The sequence below is a fragment of the Faecalibacterium sp. i25-0019-C1 genome, from assembly GCF_042854225.1.
In the GTDB taxonomy this organism is placed as follows: Bacteria; Bacillota; Clostridia; order Oscillospirales; family Ruminococcaceae; genus Faecalibacterium; species Faecalibacterium taiwanense.
In genome coordinates this window covers 1,701,259-1,722,601 of the sequence record NZ_AP031428.1, presented here as the reverse complement: position 1 = coordinate 1,722,601, position 21,343 = coordinate 1,701,259, and the positions used below count along the sequence as shown (strand labels likewise).

Sequence of the window (21,343 nt, the reverse complement as noted above, 5' to 3'; positions counted from 1 at the left end):
GCTCCTCCTGATATTTACAGCTCATCAGAGTTCTGTTAACACATCGTTGTATCCATTATAATCCGGCTCGGATGGGATTGCAAGCATTTCCGCGGGGATGCAAGAGAAAATAATCAGCCTTTTTTGGGAGATTTGACGAATTCATACCCCTGTCAAATCGAAAGAAGGCGTATACTCTTCCTTTGCGCTGCTCTTCTGCTGCATGTAGCCCTGCGCCAGTCCCTTGTCCATGGCATAGTTGACCACCCGGCGGTATTCATAGGTGGTAATGCGCCGTCCGATGCCGTGCTCTGCGGCTTTGTAAAACGGTGTGTACTGGCTCATGACGCTGGGGATGAAGCATCCGGGGTCTGCATCGTTCCACGCGGCCATCTGGTCAAGCACCGCAAAGCTGTCGTCAACATGGCCGGGCAGGGCAAGGTGCCGCAGAATGACCCCCTTTTGCAGGATGCCCTCTGCATTGAACACCGGGTGCCCGGCCTGTGCCATCATGGCTTCAATGGCGGGCTTTGCCTGCGCAAAATAGTCCGGTGCAGAGGAAAGCTCTGCCGAGAGGGCGGAGGAGACGTATTTCAGGTCGGCCAGCCAGATGTCGATGTATCCGCGCCATGCTTCCACGCTTTCCACCGTTTCGTAGCCGCCGGTGTTGCATACGATGGGCAGATGCAGGCCCTTAGCCCGGGCAATATCCAGCGCGGCAATGATCCAGGGCCGCCACTGGCCGGGTGTGACCAGATTGATGTTGTTGGCACCCTGCTCCTGCAGATTCAGGAAAATCTCTGCCAGATGTTCCACGCTGATCTCCTTGCCAAGGCCCTCGGCGCTGATGGGATAGTTCTGGCAGAAGCAGCATTTGAGGGTGCAGCCGGAAAAGAACACCGTGCCGCTGCCCTTTGTGCCGCTGATGCATGGCTCCTCCCAGTAGTGCAGGGCAGCGCGGGCTGCTTTTAAGGTGTCGCCCGCGCCGCAGAAACCGGTGCGCCCGGCAGCACGGTCGGCCCCGCACCGGCGCGGGCAGAGGGTGCAGGAAGAGGGAACGGAGACGAAATCGCTTTTCGGCATAATATCCAAAGTCCTTTGCTGAAAGTTTGTCAGCCCCAGTATACCACTTTTCGCCCCGGACGTGCTATACTATAAGATAAGGAAAAAATAATACATATGGAAAGCAACATCTTTGCAAGGTCCGTGTGGCGGACTGCGGCGGAGAGAACGTTGTGATGGAGGAGACCATGCGCACCGAAACCGATGAGATCCGCGATAATCTCAAGTACCTGACCCTGCTCTCGCGGGATTATCCTTCGCAGGCGGCGGCAGCCAGCGAGATCATCAGCACGCAGGCACTGCTCAAGCTGCCCAAGGGTACCGAGCACTTCATGAGCGACCTGCACGGCGAGAATGAAGCTTTTGTGCATATTCTGAATTCCGCTTCCGGTGTCATTCGCGAAAAAGTAGATCAGGTGCTGGGCGATACCGTGCCGAAGCATACCCGCGCCGAGCTGGCAACGCTGATCTATTACCCAAACGAAAAGCTGCCCCAGCTCAAGGCACGCTGTACCAGCGAGGAAGCGCTGGATCAGTGGTACACCGAAACGCTGCTGAGTCTCATTGATATCTGCCGCCTGGTGTCCTCTAAGCATACCCGCGACCATGTGCGCAGATGCCTGCCTGCCAGCTGCGGCTACATTCTGGACGAGCTGCTCCACGCCCATTTTGAGGATCACGACAAGGATCTGTACTACGGCCAGATCGTAGGCAGCATCATTGAAAATGGCCGCGCCGACCACTTTATCGTGCGGCTGTGCGAGCTGATCAAGCATCTGGCAGTGGACAAGCTGCACATCGTGGGCGACCTGTTCGACCGCGGCCCACGCCCGGATATCATCCTCGATCTGCTCATGCGCCACCACAATGTGGATATCCAGTGGGGCAACCACGATGTAGTATGGATGGGTGCCGCTGCGGGCAGCCCCATCTGCATCTGCACGGTGCTCAAGACCACGCTGGCTTATCATAACCACGGAATGCTGGAGGACTGCTACGGCATCAACCTGCGCCATCTGCAGCGCATGGCCGAGCAGTTCTACGGCAATGATGATCTTTCCATCTGGATGCCTCATACCGATGCGGCCCGCGGCCCCTACACCAGGGGAATGCTGCACCGCTGTGCCGTGATGCACAAGGCCATCAGCATTCTGATGTTCAAGCTGGAGTGCCATGTCATCGACCGCAACCCGGACTTCCAGATGCAGGAGCGAGATTATCTGCGCCGCATCGACTGGGAAAAGCACACGGTAAAGATCGGCGAAAAGGAGTATCCGCTGCGGGATACCTCGTTCCCAACGGTGGACCCCGCCGACCCGGCCGCACTGCACCCGGATGAACAGCTGGTGCTGCGCAAGCTGGTGCAGTCCTTCCGCCAGAGCGAAAAACTGCAGCAGCATGTTGAATTTCTCTATGCAAAGGGCAGCGTGTACCACATTGAGAACGGCAACCTGCTCTACCATGGCGCTGTGCCCATGACCAGCCGCGGCACCTTTGCCATGGAGCGCTTTGAGGGCCGCTACTACTCCGGCCGTGCACTGATGGACTACTGTGATGCCCGCGCCCGCCGGGGCTACTATGCACCGGAAGGCAGCGCTGCCCGCCAGAGCGGACAGGATTTTTTGTGGTATCTGTGGTGCGGCAAGCTTTCGCCGCTGTTTGGCCGCAGTGCCATGACCACATTTGAGCGGCTCTATGTAGAGGACGCTTCCACCCACACCGAGGTGAAGGACCCCTATTATACATGGTATAACGATGAGGCCGTCTGCCGCCGCATTCTGGCCGAGTTTGGCCTGCCCGGTGCCAGCCACATCGTCAACGGCCACGTGCCGGTGCGGGAAAAGAACGGCGAAAGCCCCATCAAGGGCGGCGGACGGCTGGTGGTGATCGACGGCGGTTTCTGCCGTGCCTACCACGAAAAGACCGGCATTGCGGGCTATACGCTGGTGTATTCCAGCCGCACCATGTCCCTGCGCACCCATCAGCCCTTTGAAAGTGCCGAGAAAGCGGTGAAGGATAATCTGGATATCATTTCCCAGAAAAACATTTTGGAAACCGAAAATCATCGCATTCTCGTGGAGGACACCGACGAGGGCGAGGTGCTGCGGGAGCGTGTGCACGACCTCAAGCAGCTGGTGGCTGCCTACCAGCTGGGCTGGATCACTGAGACTCGGTGCGAAGACCACATCTGGTAAAGAAAGCGCAACAGCAATGTATCTGGTTTTTGTAAAATACCTGAAAAAGAAATCAAAATTTTGGAATATCCTGCGCGAAAATGGGCAAAACAGAAAATAATAAAACAACACCAAACGGGACTTTGCTTTTTTGTGAAAGTTGTGTATAATAAGATAGCTGTACGTGTACGGCCTTATGGCCCATGCACATCAGGCAGCTTTTATGGAAAATGCTTTCAGGAACCTTAACAGGCCTGCGGCTGCGGGCCTCCGACAAGGAGATCATAAAATTGGAGAAATTTGTTATTACGGGCGGCAAGCCCCTGCACGGCGAAGTTACCATTTCGGGTGCCAAAAATGCGGCGGTGGGCGTCCTGCCTGCAACCATTCTGGCAGCGGATGTCTGTGTGATCGAGAATCTGCCGGATATCAGTGATGTGGCGGTGAGCCTGAAGATCCTCAGCGTTCTGGGCGCACAGATCAAAATGATCAACCGCAACACCTACGAGATCGACACCACCCATCTGACCGGCACCAACGTCCCGGACGACCTGTCCCGCCAGATGCGCGCCAGCTACTACTTTCTGGGCGCACTGCTGTCCCGTTTTGGCAAGGCTCAGGTGGCCATGCCCGGCGGCTGCAACCTCGGCCCCCGCCCCATTGACCAGCACCTGAAGGTGTTCAGTGCTCTGGGCGCAGAGGACAGCGTGGACTACGGCATGATCACCGTGCGCGCCAAGGAGATGAACGGTGCACACATCTTCTTTGATAAGGTCAGCGTGGGCGCTACCATGAACGGTATGCTCTCCGCTGTAATGGCCAAGGGCCAGACCATTCTGGAAAACTGTGCCAAGGAACCCCATGTGGTGGATCTGGCAAACTTCCTGAATATGTGCGGTGCGAACATCCGCGGCGCAGGCACCGATGTGATCAAGGTGCGCGGCGTGGAAAAGATGCACGGCTGCACCTACAGCATCATCCCGGATCAGATCGAGGCTGGCAGCTACATGGTGGCTGCTGCTGCCACCGGCGGCGATGTTCTGGTGAAGAACGTTACCCCCAAGCATCTGGAACCCATTACCGAAAAGCTGCGCCGTGCAGGCGTGGAGGTGGAAGAATTTGACGATGCTGTGCGTGTGCGCCGCACCGGTGATATTCTGCCGCTGAAGATCAACACTATGCCGCATCCCGGCTTTCCCACCGACATGCAGCCCTTGATGGGCGTGCTGCTGAGCGTGGCCAAGGGCACCAGCACCGTGACCGAGAGCGTGTGGGATAACCGCTTCCGCTATGTGGACGAGCTGCGCAAGATGGGTGCCAACGTGCAGGTGGACGGTCAGGTGGCTGTGTTTGAGGGCGTGGATAAGCTCACCCCTGCACCGCTGCGCGCACTGGATCTGCGTGCAGGCGCTGCCATGGTGGTGGCTGCGCTGATGGCAGACGGCACCAGTGAGATCGAGGAAATCGGCCACATCGAGCGCGGCTACGAGAATATCGTGGAAAAGCTGCGCGGTCTGGGTGCAGACATCAGCAAGGTGGAGCGTATGCCCGCTGCACTGGATCAGGCACTGTAACTTATAAAAAGCAAACAGCCTGCTGCATATGCGGCGGGCTGTTTTTGAGTGTATCAGAGGTTTTTCATGGCAGAATTCATCTCGTTATATTCGGGTTCCTCCGGCAACAGCAGTGTGGTGCGCTGCGGGCAGCGGTATCTCATTGTGGATATGGGCAAGGGCGTGCGCACTACCTCGGCGGCGCTCAAGGCGCTGGGCCTTGCCGCCAGTGACTGCGACGGCATCCTTGTCACCCACGAGCACAGCGACCATGTGAAGGGGCTTTCCACCTTCCTCAAAAAGAACACGCTGCCGGTGTACGGTGCAGCGGCAACGCTGGATTTTCTGGACAGCAACGGCATCGTACCGGCCAGCTGTGAGCTGCACGAGCTGGAAGGCAGGGAAGAGGACGTGGGCGCGTTTGGCGTGCAGAGCTTTCCCACCAGCCACGATGTGCCCTGTGTGGGCTACCGCATCCACACCCCGGACGGCAAGACCATGACCATTGCAACCGACCTTGGCGTGCTCACGCCGCCGGTGCACGAGGCGCTTTCCGGCTGCGACCTTGTGGCACTGGAGAGCAACTACGACCTGCACATGCTGCGCAGCGGGCCATACCCCTATTACTTACGGGCACGCATTGAAAGCACCCGGGGCCACCTTTCCAACGACGAGTGCTCGGCAAAGCTGCTGGAGCTCATTCAGGAAGGGTGCAAAAAGTTTGCGCTGTGCCATCTTTCGCAGGAGAATAACACGCCTGCGCTTGCCCTGCAGACCGTGTTCAACACGCTGGGCGCGGCGGGCGTTGTGCCGGAGAAGGACTGCATCGTGCAGGCACAGCGCCGCAACGAAATGAGTCCGGTATTAGAGTTTTAAATAAAACAAACGGCAATGCAAATGCATTGCCGTTTGTTTTATTCAGCTGCTTTCTGTGTGCGGATGTCATCGCCTGCAAAAAGGCAGGGGACAAAGGCAGAAAGGCGGCTGGAAATTTTTTCGGTATACAGCTTTTCCAGCAGAGCACCGTCAGTGATGTTGGTGGTGACGATGGTGGGCAGCTTTGCACCCAGCCGGTTGTTGAGCAGACTGTACAGGCTGCTGATGAGGAAGGCGGAGTTGAACTCCGAGCCAAGATCATCCAGAATGAGCAGGTCGGCCCCGGCAGCGGTCTGCATCAGCGTTTCCTCCTCGCCTGCCGGGTCTGCACCAAAGTGCAGCCCTTCCAGCTTGGAGAAAAAGTCCGGGCTGGAAACATAGATCACATCGTAGCCCTTTTCCAGCACGATGCCCGCAATGGCAAGGGCCGCATGGGTCTTGCCAAGGCCCGCATTGCCAAACAGCATCAGGCTCTCGCTGTGGTGGTCAAACTCTTCCGCGTAGCTGCGCAGGTCTGCCAGCATATCGGCCATGTAAGGGCGGATGGCGCCGCCCACCTTTTCATCGGCACGGTTCGGGTAATAGCGCAGCTCCATGGTGTCAAAGCTTGCAATGGACAGGCTGGACAGCGCCTCGATCTCCTTGCGGCGCAGCTGCTGCATCACCTTGTGCACGCACTCACAGGTGCGGCCATTCACGCTGCCGGTGTCCTGACATTTGGGGCAGACAAAGCGCGGCTCCAGCGCATCAGCGGGCCGTCCGCTTTGTGCCAGCAGGGCGGTCAGCTTCTGCTTTGCATCGGCAAGGGCGGCGGCAGCCTCGGTGCGGTCCTTGCCCGCAGCACCGGCCAGTGCGCAGCGGATGCCCCGCACCCGCACCTCTTCTTCTGCATGGCGCAGGGCGGGAATGGCGGCTTCGGCTTCGGCGCGGGCATCCTCGGCTCTGGCTCTGGCCATCTGCCGCCGGGCGGCCACGGTGCGCATGGCTTCCTGATACAGTTCGTTTTTGGTACGCATGGCTCCTCCTTATTCCGGCTTCTTTTTCAACGGACGGCGGCGGGCAGCGTTCTTGAGGAAATCGTTGCCGCTGGGGGCTTCGCGGTCTACCCGGAGGTTCCGGCTTGCGCCTGCAGCAGCCACCGGGCTGCGCACATCGTGCACGGTGCGCAGGCCCTTGGCGTTCCATGTTTTGAGGATACTGTTCCAGTACCACAGGTCGCGCTTGGCCCCGGCCTGCACGGCAGCTTCCTGCACCATGGCATCGTCGTAGCCGTAAACCTCGTACCAGCGTGCAATGGCCTTGCGCCCGCCAAGGGTCAGCTCGCTTTCCGGGATGTTCAGAAGGCCGCTGACATACTGCTCGCGGCTCTGGCGCAGTGCCAGCAGTTTGAGGTGGGCATCGGCCTGCTCACCGGTCTCCACGCCCTCGGTGCGCCACACCTTCAGCTCATGCGCTACGGCGGCCATGGTGCTGTGGCCGGTGCTGGCAACATAGGCGGTGCACAGCATCACGGTCTCCGGCGCAAAGCCCTCCTGCATATAAAGGTTGACCAGCTTTTCCATCTCCCTGTGGGTCAGCGGACGGGCAAAGCCGGTCTGTGCGCAGTCGATCAGGCTGGAGATCATGGGGTCGGTGCGGCTGGCCGCAGCGATCTCGGCCCAGGTCATGGGTGCGGGGGCGCTGGGTTCCTCGCCCGGTGCGGCGTTCTCTTCGTACCGCTCCAGCAGGCCAGCGCCTGCCCAGAAGGAGAGGGCGCTCTCGGCGCTGATGCGGCTGCGCAGCTTGAGGTCGGCACAGATCTTGTCCGGGTCGGTGATGCCGGTCGCCAGCACATACAGAGCCACGCGCACATTGTATTCTTCGGCGATGCCCAGTTTGGAAAACACCAGCTGCGGCACTGCAATGGTATCGCCCTTGAGTTCTTTTAAACGATAGATCATGTTTTATTCCTTCGGCTTGTCCGGCTCGGCTTCGGCAGCAGGCGGCTCCCACGGGTCGCTGTCCATCATGCTGGGGCAGTTTTTCCAGCGGTCAGGATCGGCATTGAACGCGTCCTGCAAAAAAGCGGCTGTGGCCTCCCGGCCCTCGTCGGTGAGCGGAAACACCTTCTGCACCCGCAGGGCAGGGTCGGTCTTTTCAATGGTCCAGGGATCCGGCCAGTAGTCCACGGTGAGGATGCTTTCCTCCTTTGCGGCACCCTCGCCGCCGTCCGGGTCCGGCACGGTGCGCTTGCCGGGGATCATCCGGTATCGCAGGCCGTATTCGTTGCCGCTGTAGGAATTTTTGCATTTGAAGTAATGCAGCAGGGGAACAAAGATCATGGCAGAGTCCTTTCGTATTTTGCAGGGAGCGGCTGTAAGCAAAAACGGCAAACCGATATTCCACGGTTTGCCGTTTGTTTTTGGAGCAGGGTACGGGACCCGAACCCGCCGCCTGCTGCTTGGGAAGCAGCCGCTCTACCGGATGAGCTAACCCTGCAAGTTGCTCATTTATTGTAGCAAAGAGGGACGGGATTGTCAAGGGCCGGAGAATGTCAGTTTTTCTGGGCATCGGTCAGGTCCAGCACCGGCGTGAAGGGGTCGAACACAAGGCCGGTGATGCCGTCCGCCACCAGCAGACGCCTGTTCTGGCCCAGCAGCGGCACCACGGCGCAGCCTTCCAGCAGCTGGCGCTCACAATCGGCCAGCAGGGCACAGCGGGCGTTGCCGGTCTGCTGGGCACTCTCGGCCAGACGCTGAGAATAGATGGGGTCGGACCAGCCGGTCAGGCCGCCGCCCTCGGCCGTGAACTGCTGCAGCATCTGGTATACGCTGCCGCCTTCGGCGCGGATGGGAGCCAGCGCAATGGTGTAGCTGCCCGCTGCAAGGCGTTTGTCGAACTCCTCCTGCGGAACCTCTTCCACTGAGAAGAAAAGGGAGCAGTCCTTCTGCCATGCGCCGTTGATCTGCTCGGCCAGTTCGGTCAGGCCGGCTTCCTTCGGCAGCAGGATGGTCACGCCGGAAAAATCCGAGCTGGCCATGCCCTGCCGTGCATTCAGGTACAATGTACGGGGGTCGGTGATGGTGGGCAGCGGGTTCCTGGCAGACTTGCGGTAATCGATGCCGTCCACGGAAAGGCCGGTGGGCACAAGACCCTCGGCAGCGGCGTACAGACCGGAAGAGGGCACATCCACATTCTCCCGGGCGATGCCGGCAAGCGCCTGCCGCAGTTCCTGATCGGCAAACACAGAATCTTCGGCGCTGTTGAACAGCAGTGCCCAGGTGGTGTCGGAGTAATCCACCGACTGCAGCGAGGTATCCTCGCCGGTGTCGTCCAGCGCGGCGGAGCATTTTTCGTCTGCAATGAGCTGGGCGGCGCTCTTGCCGGTGCTGCCGGTGTTCTGCACCAGACGCAGGCTGCCGATCATGGGGGAAGAGACATCCCGGCGCAGGAACAGGCCGCTGGCCGTCCAGTTGTAAAGATAGAAGCTGCCGCTGGAAAGGGTGGTCTTGGCGGTCAGACCGTAGGTGCCGCGGGTGCTCTCAAAAAATGCTTCATCGCAGGGCATGGCACCGGGTAGGGTGAGCTTGGCAAGGAAGTTGTCGTCCTTTTCACTCAGGCGGAACACCAGCGTCAGCGGGCCGGCGGCCGAAACGCCCAGCGTGCTGGCATCGGCTGTGCCAGCCAGCACGGCAGCACTGTTCTCAAGGGCGGCAAACTCCACGGCATAAGGGGAATTTGTCTGCGGCTGGAATATGCGCCGGAATGCAAACACAAAGTCCTCGGCAGTGATGGTGTGATCCGTGGAAGCGCCCTTGACGGCCTTGTAGGTCAGGCCGTCCTTGATCTGGAAGGTGTAGGTCTTGCCATCGGAGGAGATCGTCCAGCTCTCGGACAGATCGGGCACGATCTCGCCATCCGCTTTTTTGCGGACAAGCCCGCTGTAAAGGTTCTCGCAGGCGATCACGTCCGGGGCAGCAGAAGCCACCTGCGGGTCAAGGTTTGCGGGAATGGTATCCACGAACCATGTAAAGCTTGGCGCACTGGAACTGCTGCCGCAGCCGGTGAGCGCAAGCAGGAACGCAGCAGCAAGCACTGCTGCGGTAATACGGAAGAACTGTTTCAAGGGGATGACCTCATTCTATGGTATTTGCGAAAAAAGGCTTCTTGTATACAAAAAGCACTCTACTTCGACAAGTGTAGCAGAAACAGCGGCAAAATACAATTGCAGAATTGTGAATTTACCTTACTTTTTAGGGCAAAAAGGGCGTTTTTCCGTTGCCAATTGCGGCTAAATGGACTATAATGGTACAGCGAAACATCTCTGCACCCGTTTTGAGGTGCGTTCTGAATACGATATTATGGAGGAGGAACTGTTTTTATGCAGAAGGATCAGCAGAAACTGATTGAACTCATCAAAGGCAAAAAAGTGGCCTTCATTGGTGCCGGTGTCAGCCACAAGACCCTGATCAAGGAGTTTGTGGAGCTGGGTGCCCATGTGACCCTGTGCGACCAGAAAAAGAGCGTGGAGGACTTTGGCGATTACGCTGCAACCATCAAGGAGCTGGGCATTGACCTGAGCCTGGGCGAAAACTATCTGGATGGCTTCAAGGGTCAGGATATCATCATGCGCACCCCGGGCTTTGTGGGCTACTTTGAAAAGCCCCTGCAGGATGCCATGGCCGCAGGCACCATGGTCACCAGTGAGGTGGAGTTGTTCTTCGACTTCTGCCCCTGCGAGATCGTAGCCGTGACCGGCTCCGACGGCAAGACCACCACCACTACCCTGATCTCCAAGTTCTACGAGGCCGCAGGCCGTAAGGTGCATCTGGGCGGCAACATCGGCGCAGCTCTGCTGCCCATGCTGCCCGAGGTGGCTCCCGAGGATGTGGCTGTGGTGGAGCTTTCCAGCTTCCAGCTCATCAGCATGCATTCCAGCCCCAACATTGCCGTGGTGACCAATGTCACCCCCAACCATCTGGACCACCACAAGGACATGCAGGAGTACATTGATGCCAAGCGCAACATCCTGCTGTACCAGAAGCAGCCCTGCCGCGCTGTGCTGGGCTATGAGAATGAGATCAGCCGTTCCATGCAGTCCGACTGCAAGGGCAAGCAGGTGTGGTTCACCCGCCTGCACGATACCGACAACGGTGCCTTCCTGCGCAAGGAGGACAACATGCTCTGCATGGCCGAGGATGGCGTTGTGACTCCCTTCCTGGCCCAGAAGGACGTGAAGCTGCGCGGCCTGCACAACATTGAAAACCTGCTGGCTGCTGCCGCTGCCGTGTGGGGCGAGGTGCCCGTGGAAGCCATCCAGAAGGTGGGCAGCACCTTTACCGGTGTGGAGCACCGCATTGAGCCGGTGCGCACGCTGGACGGCGTGCTGTACTACAACGACTCCATCGGCACCAGCCCGACGCGCACCATTGCCGGTCTGCGCAGCTTTAACCAGAAGGTCATTCTGATCGCTGGCGGCTACGACAAGCACATTCCCTATGAGCCGCTGGCACCGGAAGTGGTGGCCCACGTGAAGAACCTTGTGCTGATGGGTGCCACCGGCCCCCGCATCGAAAAGGCTGTGCGCGAGGACCCGAACTTCAACGAAGCAGAGCTGCCCATCCAGCACGCCGACAACATGCAGCACGCTGTGGAGCTGGCCCGTGCCTGCGCAAAGCCCGGTGACATCATCATCCTGTCCCCGGCCAGCGCATCGTTTGACCTGTACCCCAACTTTGAGGTGCGCGGCCGCGAGTTCAAGAAGATCGTCAACGAGCTGAAGTGATCGCGCAGGTCAGCACAAAAGCCCACCGCGCCCGCTTTTTAAATGCCTGCCGGGGGAAATGGGTGCTGGGGGCGACCCTGCCGCTGGATCTTGCCCTTTTTAGCAAAAGCCAGCCGTGGCGATTCTACGCAGGACCTACACTGGCGCTGGAACTCAGCGGCAGTACCGCATGGGCAGCAGGGCACGCAAACCCGGAAGAGCTGGCCAGCTTTCTGGCTTTCTGCGGGTGTGAGAGCATCATTTTAGACGAAAACGAATGCCCACCGCCTGCCGGGTGGTGCAAAGCTGAAACGCTGACTGTATTCGGCCTTGCACCCGGCAAGGCTCTGCCGCTGCCCGCTGCAGACGAGACGCTCTGGGCCGGACTGACCCTTGACAGAGAACCCTCTGCCATGGATGTGGCACGGGCGCTCTACCCGGCGGATACGGCAAAGCAGGAGGACTTTTACTCCGAGCTTTGCACAAAGCGCACCCGCGGCAAAGCTCTTGTGTGGGCGCTGCGGCAGGGAAGTGAAACGATCTGCACGGTAGGGGCCTATGCCCTTGCGAACAGGCAGGCCTACATGGCCTGCGGGCAGACAGCCCAGCCTTTGCGGGGCAAGGGCATCGGCGGGCGGCTCATTGTGCAGATGGCGAACGAGCTTGCCGCCAAGGGGGAGCACCCGGTGTTTCTCTGCAGCCCGGAGCGGGTGCACTTTTATACCCGGCTTGGCTTTGAAAAGCTGGGGGAATATGCAAGATATGAACAAACTCCTTCAGTCAAAACCTGACGGTTTTGCCAGCTCCCTCAATGAGGGAGCCTTTGGCAGGACGGAAAAGCTTTCTGCATAAGTGAAACGTTCTGGTTTCGTCAGGAGCTCCCTCCCTGAGGGAGCTGGCGCACGAAGTGCGGCTGAAGGAGTCATTCCGACAGAAAGCCTGCGCTCTATAAAATCTATAAAATTAAGGAACCATTATAATGTCAATGCTGAACCACTTTTTCAATTACAAACCCGAAGTTCTGGCGCTGGACGAAAAGGCTATGGAGCTGTGCCAGCCCTACTTCCGCCATATGGAGGAGATCCGCGATTTTAACCAGCTCAAAATGCTGAAAGCCTTTGCGGATACCCAGATGTCCTCCACCGATATGCTGGGCACCACCGGCTACGGCCTGTGGGATACCGGCCGCGCAAAGCTGGAGCAGATCTTTGCCGAGGTGATGGGCGCAGAGGACGCCCTCGTGCGCAGCCAGTTCCAGAGCGGCACCCACACGCTGGCTGTGGCGCTGTTCGGCCTGCTGCGGGCAGGGGACACCCTGCTGGCTGCCACCGGCCGTCCCTACGATACGCTGGAAGGCGTGATCGGTCTGGACGGCAAGGGCAAGGGCACCGGCACCCTGATGGATTACGGCATCCGGTACGATGAAGCTCCGCTGAAAGCCGACTTCACCCCGGATTATGACCTGATCGCCCAAAAGGCCCCCGGTGCAAAGGTGTGCCACATCCAGCGCAGCCGCGGCTATCTGCAGCGCAATGCCTTTGATCTGGAAACGATCCGAAAAATTGCGGATACCGCCCGCGCCGCAAACCCGGACATCATTATTTTTGTGGATAACTGCTACGGCGAGTTCACCCAGACGCAGGAACCCTGTCAGATGGGCGCAGACCTTGTGGTGGGCAGCCTGATCAAGAACCCCGGCGGCGGCATCGCTCCCACCGGCGGCTACATTGCGGGCCGCAAAGACCTTGTGGAGCTGTGCGCTTACCGCCTGAATGCGCCCGGTCTCGGCAAGGATCTGGGCTGCACGCTGGAAACGCCCCGTGATATGTATCTGGGCTTCTACTACGCGCCCGGCGTGGTGTGCGAGGCCATCAAGACCGCCATTTACGCCCAGTGTATGCTGGAGCTGCTGGGCAAGAATCCAGTGCCGCGCTACTGCGACGACCACAACGATATCGTCACCTGCTTTGATGCAGGCACTGCGGATGCGCTCATCGGCTTCTGTCAGGGTATTCAGGCTGCAAGTCCCGTGGACAGCTATGCCGCCCCGGAACCTTCTCCGGAGCCGGGCTATACCGACGAGGTGGTCATGGCAAGCGGCAGCTTTACACAGGGCAGCACCATCGAGCTTTCCTGCGACGGCCCGCTGCGTGAGCCGTACACCTGCTACCTGCAGGGCGGTCTGAACTTTGCTGCCAGCCGTGCAGGCGTGCTGCTGGCCATCCAGAAGGCTTATTTTAAGGGCTGAAAAGGGGAGAGCGCATGCCTGTTTTAAGTGACCGTGTGGGTACCTTCACGGATTCTGTTATCCGCCGCATGACCCGCATCAACAATCAGTACGACTCCATCAACCTTTCGCAGGGCTTCCCGGATTTTGACCCGCCGAAGCAGTTGCTGGACGCTCTGGCCGAAACGGCTTACAAAGGCCCGCACCAGTACGCTGTGACCTTTGGCGCGCAAAACTTCCGCGAGGCGCTGGCAAAAAAGACCAGCCCTGCCCTGCACCACGAAGTAGACCCCAACACCGAGATCTGCGTGACCTGCGGCGGCACTGAGGCCATGATGGCCGCCATGATGACCATCTGCAACCCCGGCGACAAGGTGATGATCTTCTCACCGTTCTACGAGAACTACGGTGCCGATGCCATTCTTTCGGGCGCGGAACCCATCTATATCCCGCTGGTGCCGCCCACCTATGAGTTTGACATCAGCCTGATCGAAAAGGGCTTTGCCGAGGGTGCCAAGGCGCTGATCCTGTGCAACCCCTCCAATCCCTGCGGCAAGGTGTTCCGCCGCGACGAGCTGGAAGCCATTGCAAAGCTGGCCATCCAATACGATGCCTTTGTGGTGACGGATGAGGTGTACGAGCATATCATTTATGCGCCGGCAGAGCATATCTGCATGGCAAGCCTGCCCGGCATGTTTGAGCACACCATCACCTGCAACTCGCTCTCCAAGACTTACTCCATCACGGGCTGGCGTCTGGGCTATCTGATCGGACCCGCAGAGGTCATTGAGGGCGCGCGCAAGGTGCACGACTTCCTCACTGTGGGTGCGGCTGCACCCCTGCAGGAGGCCGCTGTGGCCGGTTTGGAGATGCCCGCCAGCTATTACGAAGAGCTGCAGGCCCTTTACACCGAAAAACGCGATCATTTTCTGGCCGGACTGGACCGTGTGGGGCTGAAGCACAATGTTCCGCAGGGCACCTATTTTGTGATGATCGATATTTCCGATTTTCTGGCGCTGCCCCAGTTCAAGGGCTGGACCGACCTGCAGTTCTGTGAGTGGATGATCCGGGAAGTGGGCGTGGCCGCTGTGCCTGGCTCCAGCTTCTTCCGGGAGCCGGTGAACCATCTGATCCGGATGCACTTTGCCCGCGGCACCGATGTGCTGGACGAAGCCGTCCGCCGGCTGGAAAAGCTGCAGGCTTTACTGAAATAAAAGCAAAACAAAAAACAACAGCGCCGCAGGAAGTTTCCTGCGGCGCTGTCTCTTTCCCGATACTCTATACACGATTCATCACACGGCGTGGCGCTGCACGGTGGGCATGGGCTCCACAAGAGCGGGATGCATCCCCTCGCGGTAGTCCAGGTCGCCCTGATCCATACCGCGCAGCAAGACCTCGGCGGTGGCAATGTTGGTGGCAATGGGTACGCTGTGCATATCGCACAGGCGGAGCAGATTCTGCTCGGTGATGCTGGCGGCATCCGCTTTCAGCGGGTCACGGAAGAACAACACCAGATCCACTTCGTCGCACGCAATGCGGGAAGTGATCTGCTGCACACCGCCCAAGCGCCCGGAGAGATAACAGTGCACGGGCAGGCCGGTAGTCTGCGCCAGCATCCGTCCGGTGGTGCCGGTAGCAATGACTGTGTTTTTGGACAAAATGGCGCTGTAAGCAGTGCAGAACTGCAGTGCAAGCTCTTTGCGGGAATCGTGTGCAAGAATGGCGATCGTCATATTGCTCTCTCCTTTGTTCCAAGTATAGTGTTGTGTGTGACGAACAACTTTCTCATTGGAAAGTGAAATGAAGTGAAATCGTTATCAAGTTTTCCAATATAATTTTACCGCATCGAAATAGGGGCTGTCAAGGGGGCTCTTGTACTTTTTACAAAACAAAATGGAGAAAGTAAGACTATATCTTTGTGAGAAGTGCAGAAAACTGGGATACAATCATCCATATCAGTGAGCGAACAGGAAAGGCAGATTGAAAACATAATTCAGCTTTTGTCTTTACTGAAAGAACATTTCATGGGAATAAAACAAAAATACAGGCTGGCGCAAATCGCACCAGCCTGTTTCGGAAAAAACTTTTCAGTTTCGTTTCTAAATTATGAATATTATGGAGAAAACGCTCACTCCCGATTTCCGCACTGGAAAGGTGGGTTCAGCGGGCTTTAGCGGATCTGACCATTGCCGTGGATGATATACTTGTAGCTGCACAGCTCGGCCAGTCCCATGGGGCCGCGGGCGTGGAGTTTCTGGGTGGAAATGCCCATTTCACATCCAAGGCCGAATTCACCGCCATCCGTAAAGCGGGTGGAACAGTTCACATACACGGCGGCGCTGTCCACTGCGGCAGTGAACAGATCGGCATGGGCCTGTGTCTGGGTCAGGATGGCCTCGCTGTGGCCGGTGGAGTGCTCAGCAATATGCTCGATGGCCTCCTCCACGCTGTCCACGACCTTGACCGCGAGGATGTAGTCCAGAAATTCGGTGTCAAAGTCCTTATCTCCGGCAGGGGTGCCGGAGATAATGGCGGCTGCGCGCTTATCCAGCCGCAGATCCACCGGGTGCAGACCCTTTGCAATACGGTCCGGGCCAAGCCGCTGGGCCAGACGGGGCAGGAACTGCCCGGCAATGGAAGAGTGCACAAGGCACACTTCCTCGGCGTTGCACACGCTGGGGCGGCTGGCCTTGGCGTTCTCGATGATGTCCAGAGCTTTGGAAAGGTCGGCAGTGTCGTCTACATAGATATGGCAGATGCCGGTGCCGGTCTGGATACAGGGCACCTTGGCGTTCTGAACGCAGGCACGGATCAGCCCGGCACCGCCGCGCGGGATCAGCAGATCCACATAGCCTACAGCGGTCATCAGAGCGTTGGCAGAAGCGTGGGTGGTGTCCTCGATCAGGCAGACCGCTGTCTCGGGCAGACCGGCCTTTTTCAGGCCCTGCCGCAGGGCTGTGACGATGGCATGAGCACTGCGCCATGCCTCCTTGCCGCAGCGCAGGATGCAGGCGTTGCCGCTTTTGATGGCAAGGGCAGCGGCATCGCTGGTCACGTTGGGACGGCTCTCGTAGATAATGGCGATCACACCCATGGGTACAGCCGTCTTTTCAATGACAAGCCCGTTGGGGCGCTCTACCCGATTCAGCACCCGGCCCACCGGGTCGGGCAGGGCGGCAACCTCGCGGATGCCCTGCGCCATGGCTTCGATGCGCGGAACGGTCAGGGCCAGACGATCCAGCATCACATCGCTGATGTGCCCTTTGGCAGCAGCCATGTCCTCGGCGTTGGCGGCAAGGATGGCAGACTGGTTCTGCGCATCGCATAAAGCGTCCGCCATGCCCAGCAGGGCCGCGTTGCGGGCGGTGTTATCGGCCAGCGCAAGGGCACTTTTGGCGCTGCGGGCGGCTTCCAGAATTTCCTGTGTGGTCATGTGTTCAGTCCTCCTTGCGGGCCGCAAAGCGGGTGCCTGCGGATCTGCCTGCGGCAATGTCGTACAAAAGCTCCGGGTGTGCGCCGTTGGCAATGACCATATCGGCACCGCTGCCCGTTACCATGCGGGCAGCGCGCAGTTTGGTGGCCATGCCGCCGGTGCCAAGGGCCGAACCGGCACCATCGGCCAGAGCCATCACCTCGGGGGTGATCTCCTCCACCAGCGGGATGAGCTTTGCATCCGTGTGGGTGTGGGGATTGGCGGTGTACAGGCCGTCGATGTCACTCAGCAGCACCAACATGTCAGCCTTGGCGCAGCAGGCCACGATGGCCGCCAGCGTGTCGTTGTCGCCAATGGAGGTGATCTCATCGGTGGCAACGGTGTCGTTTTCGTTGATGATGGGCAGGGCACCCAGCTCCAGCAGGCGGGACAGGGTGTTCTGAAAGTTCACGCGGCGTTCGGTGTGCTCCACGTCCACGCCGGTGAGCAGGATCTGCGCCACGGTGTGATTGTAGGCGTTGAACAGCCGGTCGTAGGTGTACATCAGCTCACACTGGCCCACAGCGGCGCAGGCCTGCTTGGTGGTGGTGTCCTTTGGGCGGGTTGGCAGTGAGAGCTTGCCCACGCCCATGCCAATGGCACCGGAGGACACCAGAATGACCTCATGGCCCTCGTTTTTCAGGTCGCTGAGCACCTTGACCAGCTGTTCCGTGTGGCGGATGTTCAGCCGTCCGGTGGCGTATGCCAGAGTAGAAGTGCCTACTTTTACAACGATGCGCATGATATCCTTAACCCTTTCCCATTTCCTTTGTCTTATTGTACGAGGCGATCACGGCATCCATCACCGCACCGCGCAGGCCGTGCTCTTCCAGCACGCGCACGCCCTGAATGGTGCTGCCGCCGGGGCTGCACACAGCATCCTTGAGTTCGCCGGGATGCTTTCCGCTTTCCAGCACCAGCTTTGCGCTGCCCAGAACCATCTGCGCGGCATATTCCTGCGCTTTGGCGCGGGGCAGGCCGCAGGCCACGCCGCCGTCGGCCAGAGCCTCAATAAACTGGTACACCCATGCCGGGCCGCAGCCGGAAACGCAGCTGGCGGCATCGATCAGACTTTCCGGCACGGCATCCAGACGGCCCGCAGGAGCCATGATCCTGAGGAAGGCTTCTTCTTCCTCAGCGGTGACATTGCTGGAACAGTACTGGATCATACCCTCGCCCACCGAAGCCGGGGTGTTGGGCATGATGCGGATCACAGGAAAGTCCTCACCGGCCATCTCCTGAATACGGGCGATCGAAAGGCCCGCTGCCATGCTGCACAGCACAAAACGGCTGGGGCGCTCGTCAAAGGTGAACTTGAGCGGCTGGAGCAGAGCTTCCATCATCTGGGGCTTTACCGCCAGAAAGATCAGGTCGCAGTCACCGGCCACCTCAGCATTGGTGGCTGTTTTGCAGCCCAGTTCTTTGGCCAGTGCCTGTGCCTTGGCCGCAGTGCGGTTTGCCAGAAAAACTTTCTTAGGGTCAACAGCTTTGCAAACGGCACGGGCGATAGCTCCACCCATGTTGCCGCAGCCCAGAAAACCAATGGTATCCATCATAGTTTGTACCCTCCCTCAAAACGGCACTTCAATCACAGCCGTCTGCTCCCATTCTAAGCGCAGAGGAATATAAAATCAAGGGCCTTTTCCGCTTTTTTGCCGGAAGAAGCCGCTTTTGCAGGCATTTCACACCGCCGGAAGGGGTTTGGGGGATGAGAAACGGCTCTTGAAGCGAGAAACTGCCGGAGTGAAAACGCAGGAAGGCATTCTTTGTTTACAAAATGGACAGAATCAATGCTTGCAATCGGAACGACTTTTGCGGTATTATAATGTACGAAGCTGCCAATCGCCGTACGCAGCGGGAAAAATTTCTACGGTTGGGAAAGGAAGGTTTTTGTGTCACAAACAACGAAGCGGGCACTGGAAGCATCGCTGAAAAAGCTGCTGCTGGAAAAGCCCCTCAATAAGATCACGATCAACGATATCACCGAGGACTGCGGCGTGAACCGCATGACCTTTTACTACCACTTCAAGGATATTTACGATCTGGTGGACTGGATCCTGATGGAAGATGCGGCCAAGACGATGGAAGGCCGCCAGAGCTTTGATACATGGACCGAAGCATTTCTGGACATCCTGCACCAGATCCGGGATAACAAAGCACTGGTACTGAACGTATACCGCTCTGTGGGTCGTGAACAGGTGGAGCAGTATCTGTACAAACTTCTGGACTCCATGCTGAAGGAATTTGCGGATCGCGAATGCCGCGACATCACCGTGCAGGACGATGACAAGCAGTTTGTGGTGGATTTTTACAAATATGCGCTGGTGGGCGTGGTGCTGGAATGGATCCGCCGGGATATGAAGACCGAGCCCGCTGTGATGGTAGAACGTATGGGACGGATGCTGCAGGGCGATCTGCGCCGCGCGTTATGCCGCCTTGCCAGCAATAAGATCCATCTGGAACAGGACGGTTGAACCGGAAGAACGACAAAATTTTATCATAATCCGCACCGTGATGGGTTTTCTATCACGGCGCTTTTTCTGTTTATGGAAACTTGTGGGATAGAATGGTAGAGTAATGGCATAGAAATAGAAAAAGAGATTTCCGAAAAATACCGTTTGGAGGAAAAGGATAATGAATACTTCTATTGAGAGCCTGACTCATAAAATGCAGCGTGCTGCCGTTGGTAAAATGGTGGACGTGGTGCTTTCTCATGCCGATAAAGACCGTCAGAAAACCGTGGGACAGCTGGTGGATGTTGCAAAGCAGTTCTATGGCAGTTCGTTCAGCGATGAAGCCTACGAACACGCCAGACAGACCCTGACCGACCCCGACAGCAAGTGGTCCAAGCTCATCAACTGTGTGCTGGATCAGACCGACCCCAACGTGGCCCGCACCATGGCGCTGAATCTGGGCTACGAGGCTTTCTTCCGCGGCACCAAGACCATCCGCGAGAACCGCGTGAAGTATCAGTGCAACATCCCCTGGCTGATCCTGTTCGACCCCACTTCCGCCTGCAATATGCACTGCGTGGGCTGCTGGGCCGGCGAATACGGTCACAAGAATAACCTCAGCTTTGAGGATATGGACAAAATCGTTACCGAGGGCAAGGAGCTGGGCGTGTACCTGTACATGCTGACCGGCGGCGAGCCGCTGGTGCGTAAGGCTGATATCCTGAAGCTGGCCGAGAAGCACAATGATGTGCAGTTTGCCATCTACACCAACTCCACCCTCATCGATGAGCCGTTCTGCAAAGAGGTGGTGCGTCTGGGCAACATTGCCTTCATGCTGTCCATCGAGGGCTCCCCGGAGACCAACGATGCCCGCCGCGGTGAGGGGCACTATGCCGCTGTCATGCATGCTATGGATCTGCTCAAGGAGCACGGCATCGTGTTCGGCACGTCCATCTGCTACACCCGCGATAACATCGAAGCTGTTACCAACGATGAGTTCATGCGTTTCCTGTGCGAGAAGGGTGCACACTTCGGCTTCTACTTCCACTACATGCCCGTTGGCAACGAGGCAGCACCGGAACTGATGCCCACCCCGGAGCAGCGCAAATATATGATCGACCGCATCCGCTATCTGCGCTCGGAAGAGTGCGATATCCCGTTCTACCCGATGGATTTCCAGAACGATGGCGAGTTCGTGGGCGGCTGCATTGCCGGCGGACGCAACTACTTCCACATCAACTCTGCCGGTGACGCAGAGCCGTGCGTGTTCATCCACTACTCCAATGCAAACATCCACGACCAGAGCATTCTGGAAATTCTGCACAGCCCGCTGTTCATGGCTTATCACAACGGCCAGCCCTTCAACAAGAACCATCTGCGTCCCTGCCCGATGCTGGAAAACCCCGAACTGCTGCAGAAGATGGTGCACGAGACCGGTGCCCACAGCACCGACCTGCAGTCGCCGGAGAGCGTGGAGCACCTGTGCGAGAAGTGCAAGAACTATGCGGCCAACTGGCAGCCCACGGCGGACGAGATCTGGTCCCACACCAAGATCCGCGAGAGCCGCTACGAGAACTACAAGGACTGGAAGCCCTCGCAGCCCATTGAAAAGTAACGAAGGCAGACATCATAATGCAAACAAAGCCCAGGCGTTCCATTGAAGTGCGCTCCGTCAGGTAGACAGAGAAATAATATAAGTTTTTGTTCGCCGTTTCCACAAGGAAACGGCGAATTTTTTGTGCAAAAGTGATTGTTCTTTCTTGATATAAAAATACCCCCAGAGTACGCAGAGTTTTTGTTTTAC

18 protein-coding genes and 1 tRNA gene are annotated in these 21,343 nt (G+C 58.2%); 9 read left to right on the top strand and 10 right to left on the bottom strand.

Features of this window, described 5'->3' with window-relative positions; translation table 11 throughout:
- Nucleotides 1-141: 141 nt before the first annotated feature.
- Complete coding sequence (locus ACGHUK_RS08455; RefSeq protein ID WP_390574021.1) at nt 142-1,062, bottom strand: radical SAM protein; 921 nt, start codon at nt 1,060-1,062, stop codon at nt 142-144.
- 155 nt (nt 1,063-1,217) lie between these two features.
- On the opposite strand from ACGHUK_RS08455, the gene ACGHUK_RS08450 reads away from it, so the two are divergent.
- The 3 genes from ACGHUK_RS08450 (at nt 1,218) to ACGHUK_RS08440 (ending at nt 5,644) form a co-directional block, all read left to right on the top strand.
- Nucleotides 1,218-3,236: a fructose-1,6-bisphosphatase gene (locus ACGHUK_RS08450; protein ID WP_390574020.1), complete on the top strand. Its 2,019-nt coding sequence runs from the start codon at nt 1,218-1,220 to the stop codon at nt 3,234-3,236.
- A gap of 269 nt (nt 3,237-3,505) precedes the next feature.
- Nucleotides 3,506-4,789, top strand: a complete 1,284-nt coding sequence (locus ACGHUK_RS08445) for a UDP-N-acetylglucosamine 1-carboxyvinyltransferase (RefSeq protein ID WP_196218898.1) — start codon at nt 3,506-3,508, stop codon at nt 4,787-4,789.
- 66 nt (nt 4,790-4,855) lie between these two features.
- A complete protein-coding gene (locus ACGHUK_RS08440) occupies nt 4,856-5,644 on the top strand; it encodes an MBL fold metallo-hydrolase (RefSeq protein ID WP_118526059.1) in 789 nt (262 codons plus the stop codon).
- A 38-nt stretch (nt 5,645-5,682) separates the two neighbouring features.
- On the opposite strand, the gene ACGHUK_RS08435 is transcribed toward ACGHUK_RS08440, so the two are convergent.
- The 5 genes from ACGHUK_RS08435 to ACGHUK_RS08415 all read right to left on the bottom strand — a co-directional run bounded on the left by ACGHUK_RS08435 (nt 5,683) and on the right by ACGHUK_RS08415 (nt 9,749).
- Nucleotides 5,683-6,660, bottom strand: coding sequence for an ATP-binding protein (locus tag ACGHUK_RS08435; RefSeq protein WP_097781685.1), 978 nt, complete (start codon nt 6,658-6,660; stop codon nt 5,683-5,685).
- Nucleotides 6,661-6,669: 9 nt separating this feature from the next.
- Nucleotides 6,670-7,584: a DnaD domain-containing protein gene (locus tag ACGHUK_RS08430; RefSeq protein WP_390574018.1), complete on the bottom strand. Its 915-nt coding sequence runs from the start codon at nt 7,582-7,584 to the stop codon at nt 6,670-6,672.
- Between the two features lie 3 nt (nt 7,585-7,587).
- Nucleotides 7,588-7,965 carry a hypothetical protein gene (locus ACGHUK_RS08425; protein WP_097775348.1) on the bottom strand — a complete coding sequence of 126 codons (378 nt, stop codon included), beginning with the start codon at nt 7,963-7,965 and terminating at the stop codon, nt 7,588-7,590.
- Nucleotides 7,966-8,046: 81 nt separating this feature from the next.
- Nucleotides 8,047-8,122 (bottom strand) — tRNA-Gly (locus tag ACGHUK_RS08420).
- Nucleotides 8,123-8,177: 55 nt separating this feature from the next.
- Nucleotides 8,178-9,749 (bottom strand): peptide ABC transporter substrate-binding protein, encoded by a 1,572-nt coding sequence (locus ACGHUK_RS08415; protein WP_390574016.1) that lies wholly within the window; start codon nt 9,747-9,749, stop codon nt 8,178-8,180.
- A 255-nt stretch (nt 9,750-10,004) separates the two neighbouring features.
- Between ACGHUK_RS08415 and murD the strand changes: the two genes are divergently transcribed.
- The 4 genes from murD to ACGHUK_RS08395 all read left to right on the top strand — a co-directional run bounded on the left by murD (nt 10,005) and on the right by ACGHUK_RS08395 (nt 14,828).
- Nucleotides 10,005-11,408, top strand: coding sequence for a UDP-N-acetylmuramoyl-L-alanine--D-glutamate ligase (gene murD, locus ACGHUK_RS08410; protein WP_005945808.1), 1,404 nt, complete (start codon nt 10,005-10,007; stop codon nt 11,406-11,408).
- Nucleotides 11,405-12,178 carry a GNAT family N-acetyltransferase gene (locus tag ACGHUK_RS08405; protein ID WP_371292781.1) on the top strand — a complete coding sequence of 258 codons (774 nt, stop codon included), beginning with the start codon at nt 11,405-11,407 and terminating at the stop codon, nt 12,176-12,178. Before murD ends, ACGHUK_RS08405 begins: the two co-directional genes overlap by 4 nt.
- Nucleotides 12,179-12,372: 194 nt before the next feature.
- Nucleotides 12,373-13,635: an aminotransferase class I/II-fold pyridoxal phosphate-dependent enzyme gene (locus ACGHUK_RS08400; RefSeq protein ID WP_390575796.1), complete on the top strand. Its 1,263-nt coding sequence runs from the start codon at nt 12,373-12,375 to the stop codon at nt 13,633-13,635.
- 14 nt (nt 13,636-13,649) lie between these two features.
- Nucleotides 13,650-14,828 carry a pyridoxal phosphate-dependent aminotransferase gene (locus tag ACGHUK_RS08395; protein WP_097781690.1) on the top strand — a complete coding sequence of 393 codons (1,179 nt, stop codon included), beginning with the start codon at nt 13,650-13,652 and terminating at the stop codon, nt 14,826-14,828.
- A gap of 78 nt (nt 14,829-14,906) precedes the next feature.
- Here the strand turns inward: ACGHUK_RS08395 and ACGHUK_RS08390 are convergent, their stop codons facing one another.
- The 4 genes from ACGHUK_RS08390 to proC all read right to left on the bottom strand — a co-directional run bounded on the left by ACGHUK_RS08390 (nt 14,907) and on the right by proC (nt 18,642).
- Nucleotides 14,907-15,347: a methylglyoxal synthase gene (locus tag ACGHUK_RS08390; RefSeq protein ID WP_005945815.1), complete on the bottom strand. Its 441-nt coding sequence runs from the start codon at nt 15,345-15,347 to the stop codon at nt 14,907-14,909.
- A gap of 437 nt (nt 15,348-15,784) precedes the next feature.
- On the bottom strand, nt 15,785-17,047 hold the full coding sequence (locus ACGHUK_RS08385) for a glutamate-5-semialdehyde dehydrogenase (protein WP_390574015.1): 1,263 nt from the start codon (nt 17,045-17,047) through the stop codon (nt 15,785-15,787).
- Nucleotides 17,048-17,051: 4 nt separating this feature from the next.
- Complete coding sequence (gene proB, locus ACGHUK_RS08380; protein ID WP_097775355.1) at nt 17,052-17,828, bottom strand: glutamate 5-kinase; 777 nt, start codon at nt 17,826-17,828, stop codon at nt 17,052-17,054.
- A 7-nt stretch (nt 17,829-17,835) separates the two neighbouring features.
- On the bottom strand, nt 17,836-18,642 hold the full coding sequence (gene proC / locus ACGHUK_RS08375) for a pyrroline-5-carboxylate reductase (protein WP_005945823.1): 807 nt from the start codon (nt 18,640-18,642) through the stop codon (nt 17,836-17,838).
- A 336-nt stretch (nt 18,643-18,978) separates the two neighbouring features.
- Here proC and ACGHUK_RS08370 point away from each other — a divergent pair, with 336 nt between their 5' ends.
- Nucleotides 18,979-19,560 (top strand): TetR-like C-terminal domain-containing protein, encoded by a 582-nt coding sequence (locus tag ACGHUK_RS08370; protein ID WP_097777606.1) that lies wholly within the window; start codon nt 18,979-18,981, stop codon nt 19,558-19,560.
- A gap of 160 nt (nt 19,561-19,720) precedes the next feature.
- Nucleotides 19,721-21,154: a radical SAM protein gene (locus ACGHUK_RS08365; RefSeq protein ID WP_390574014.1), complete on the top strand. Its 1,434-nt coding sequence runs from the start codon at nt 19,721-19,723 to the stop codon at nt 21,152-21,154.
- Nucleotides 21,155-21,343: the final 189 nt, after the last annotated feature.

Bases quoted from the DNA above. Each gene is read 5' to 3' on its own strand.
- ACGHUK_RS08435 (WP_097781685.1), bottom strand. From the start codon at position 6,660: ATGCGTACCAAAAACGAACTGTATCAGGAAGCCATGCGCACCGTGGCC.
- ACGHUK_RS08430 (WP_390574018.1), bottom strand. From the start codon at position 7,584: ATGATCTATCGTTTAAAAGAACTCAAGGGCGATACCATTGCAGTGCCG.
- murD (WP_005945808.1), top strand. From the start codon at position 10,005: ATGCAGAAGGATCAGCAGAAACTGATTGAACTCATCAAAGGCAAAAAA.
- proB (WP_097775355.1), bottom strand. From the start codon at position 17,828: ATGCGCATCGTTGTAAAAGTAGGCACTTCTACTCTGGCATACGCCACC.
- ACGHUK_RS08395 (WP_097781690.1), top strand. From the start codon at position 13,650: ATGCCTGTTTTAAGTGACCGTGTGGGTACCTTCACGGATTCTGTTATC.
- ACGHUK_RS08390 (WP_005945815.1), bottom strand. From the start codon at position 15,347: ATGACGATCGCCATTCTTGCACACGATTCCCGCAAAGAGCTTGCACTG.
- ACGHUK_RS08425 (WP_097775348.1), bottom strand. From the start codon at position 7,965: ATGATCTTTGTTCCCCTGCTGCATTACTTCAAATGCAAAAATTCCTAC.
- ACGHUK_RS08455 (WP_390574021.1), bottom strand. From the start codon at position 1,062: ATGCCGAAAAGCGATTTCGTCTCCGTTCCCTCTTCCTGCACCCTCTGC.
- ACGHUK_RS08450 (WP_390574020.1), top strand. From the start codon at position 1,218: ATGGAGGAGACCATGCGCACCGAAACCGATGAGATCCGCGATAATCTC.
- proC (WP_005945823.1), bottom strand. From the start codon at position 18,642: ATGATGGATACCATTGGTTTTCTGGGCTGCGGCAACATGGGTGGAGCT.
- ACGHUK_RS08365 (WP_390574014.1), top strand. From the start codon at position 19,721: ATGAATACTTCTATTGAGAGCCTGACTCATAAAATGCAGCGTGCTGCC.
- ACGHUK_RS08400 (WP_390575796.1), top strand. From the start codon at position 12,373: ATGCTGAACCACTTTTTCAATTACAAACCCGAAGTTCTGGCGCTGGAC.
- ACGHUK_RS08385 (WP_390574015.1), bottom strand. From the start codon at position 17,047: ATGACCACACAGGAAATTCTGGAAGCCGCCCGCAGCGCCAAAAGTGCC.
- ACGHUK_RS08440 (WP_118526059.1), top strand. From the start codon at position 4,856: ATGGCAGAATTCATCTCGTTATATTCGGGTTCCTCCGGCAACAGCAGT.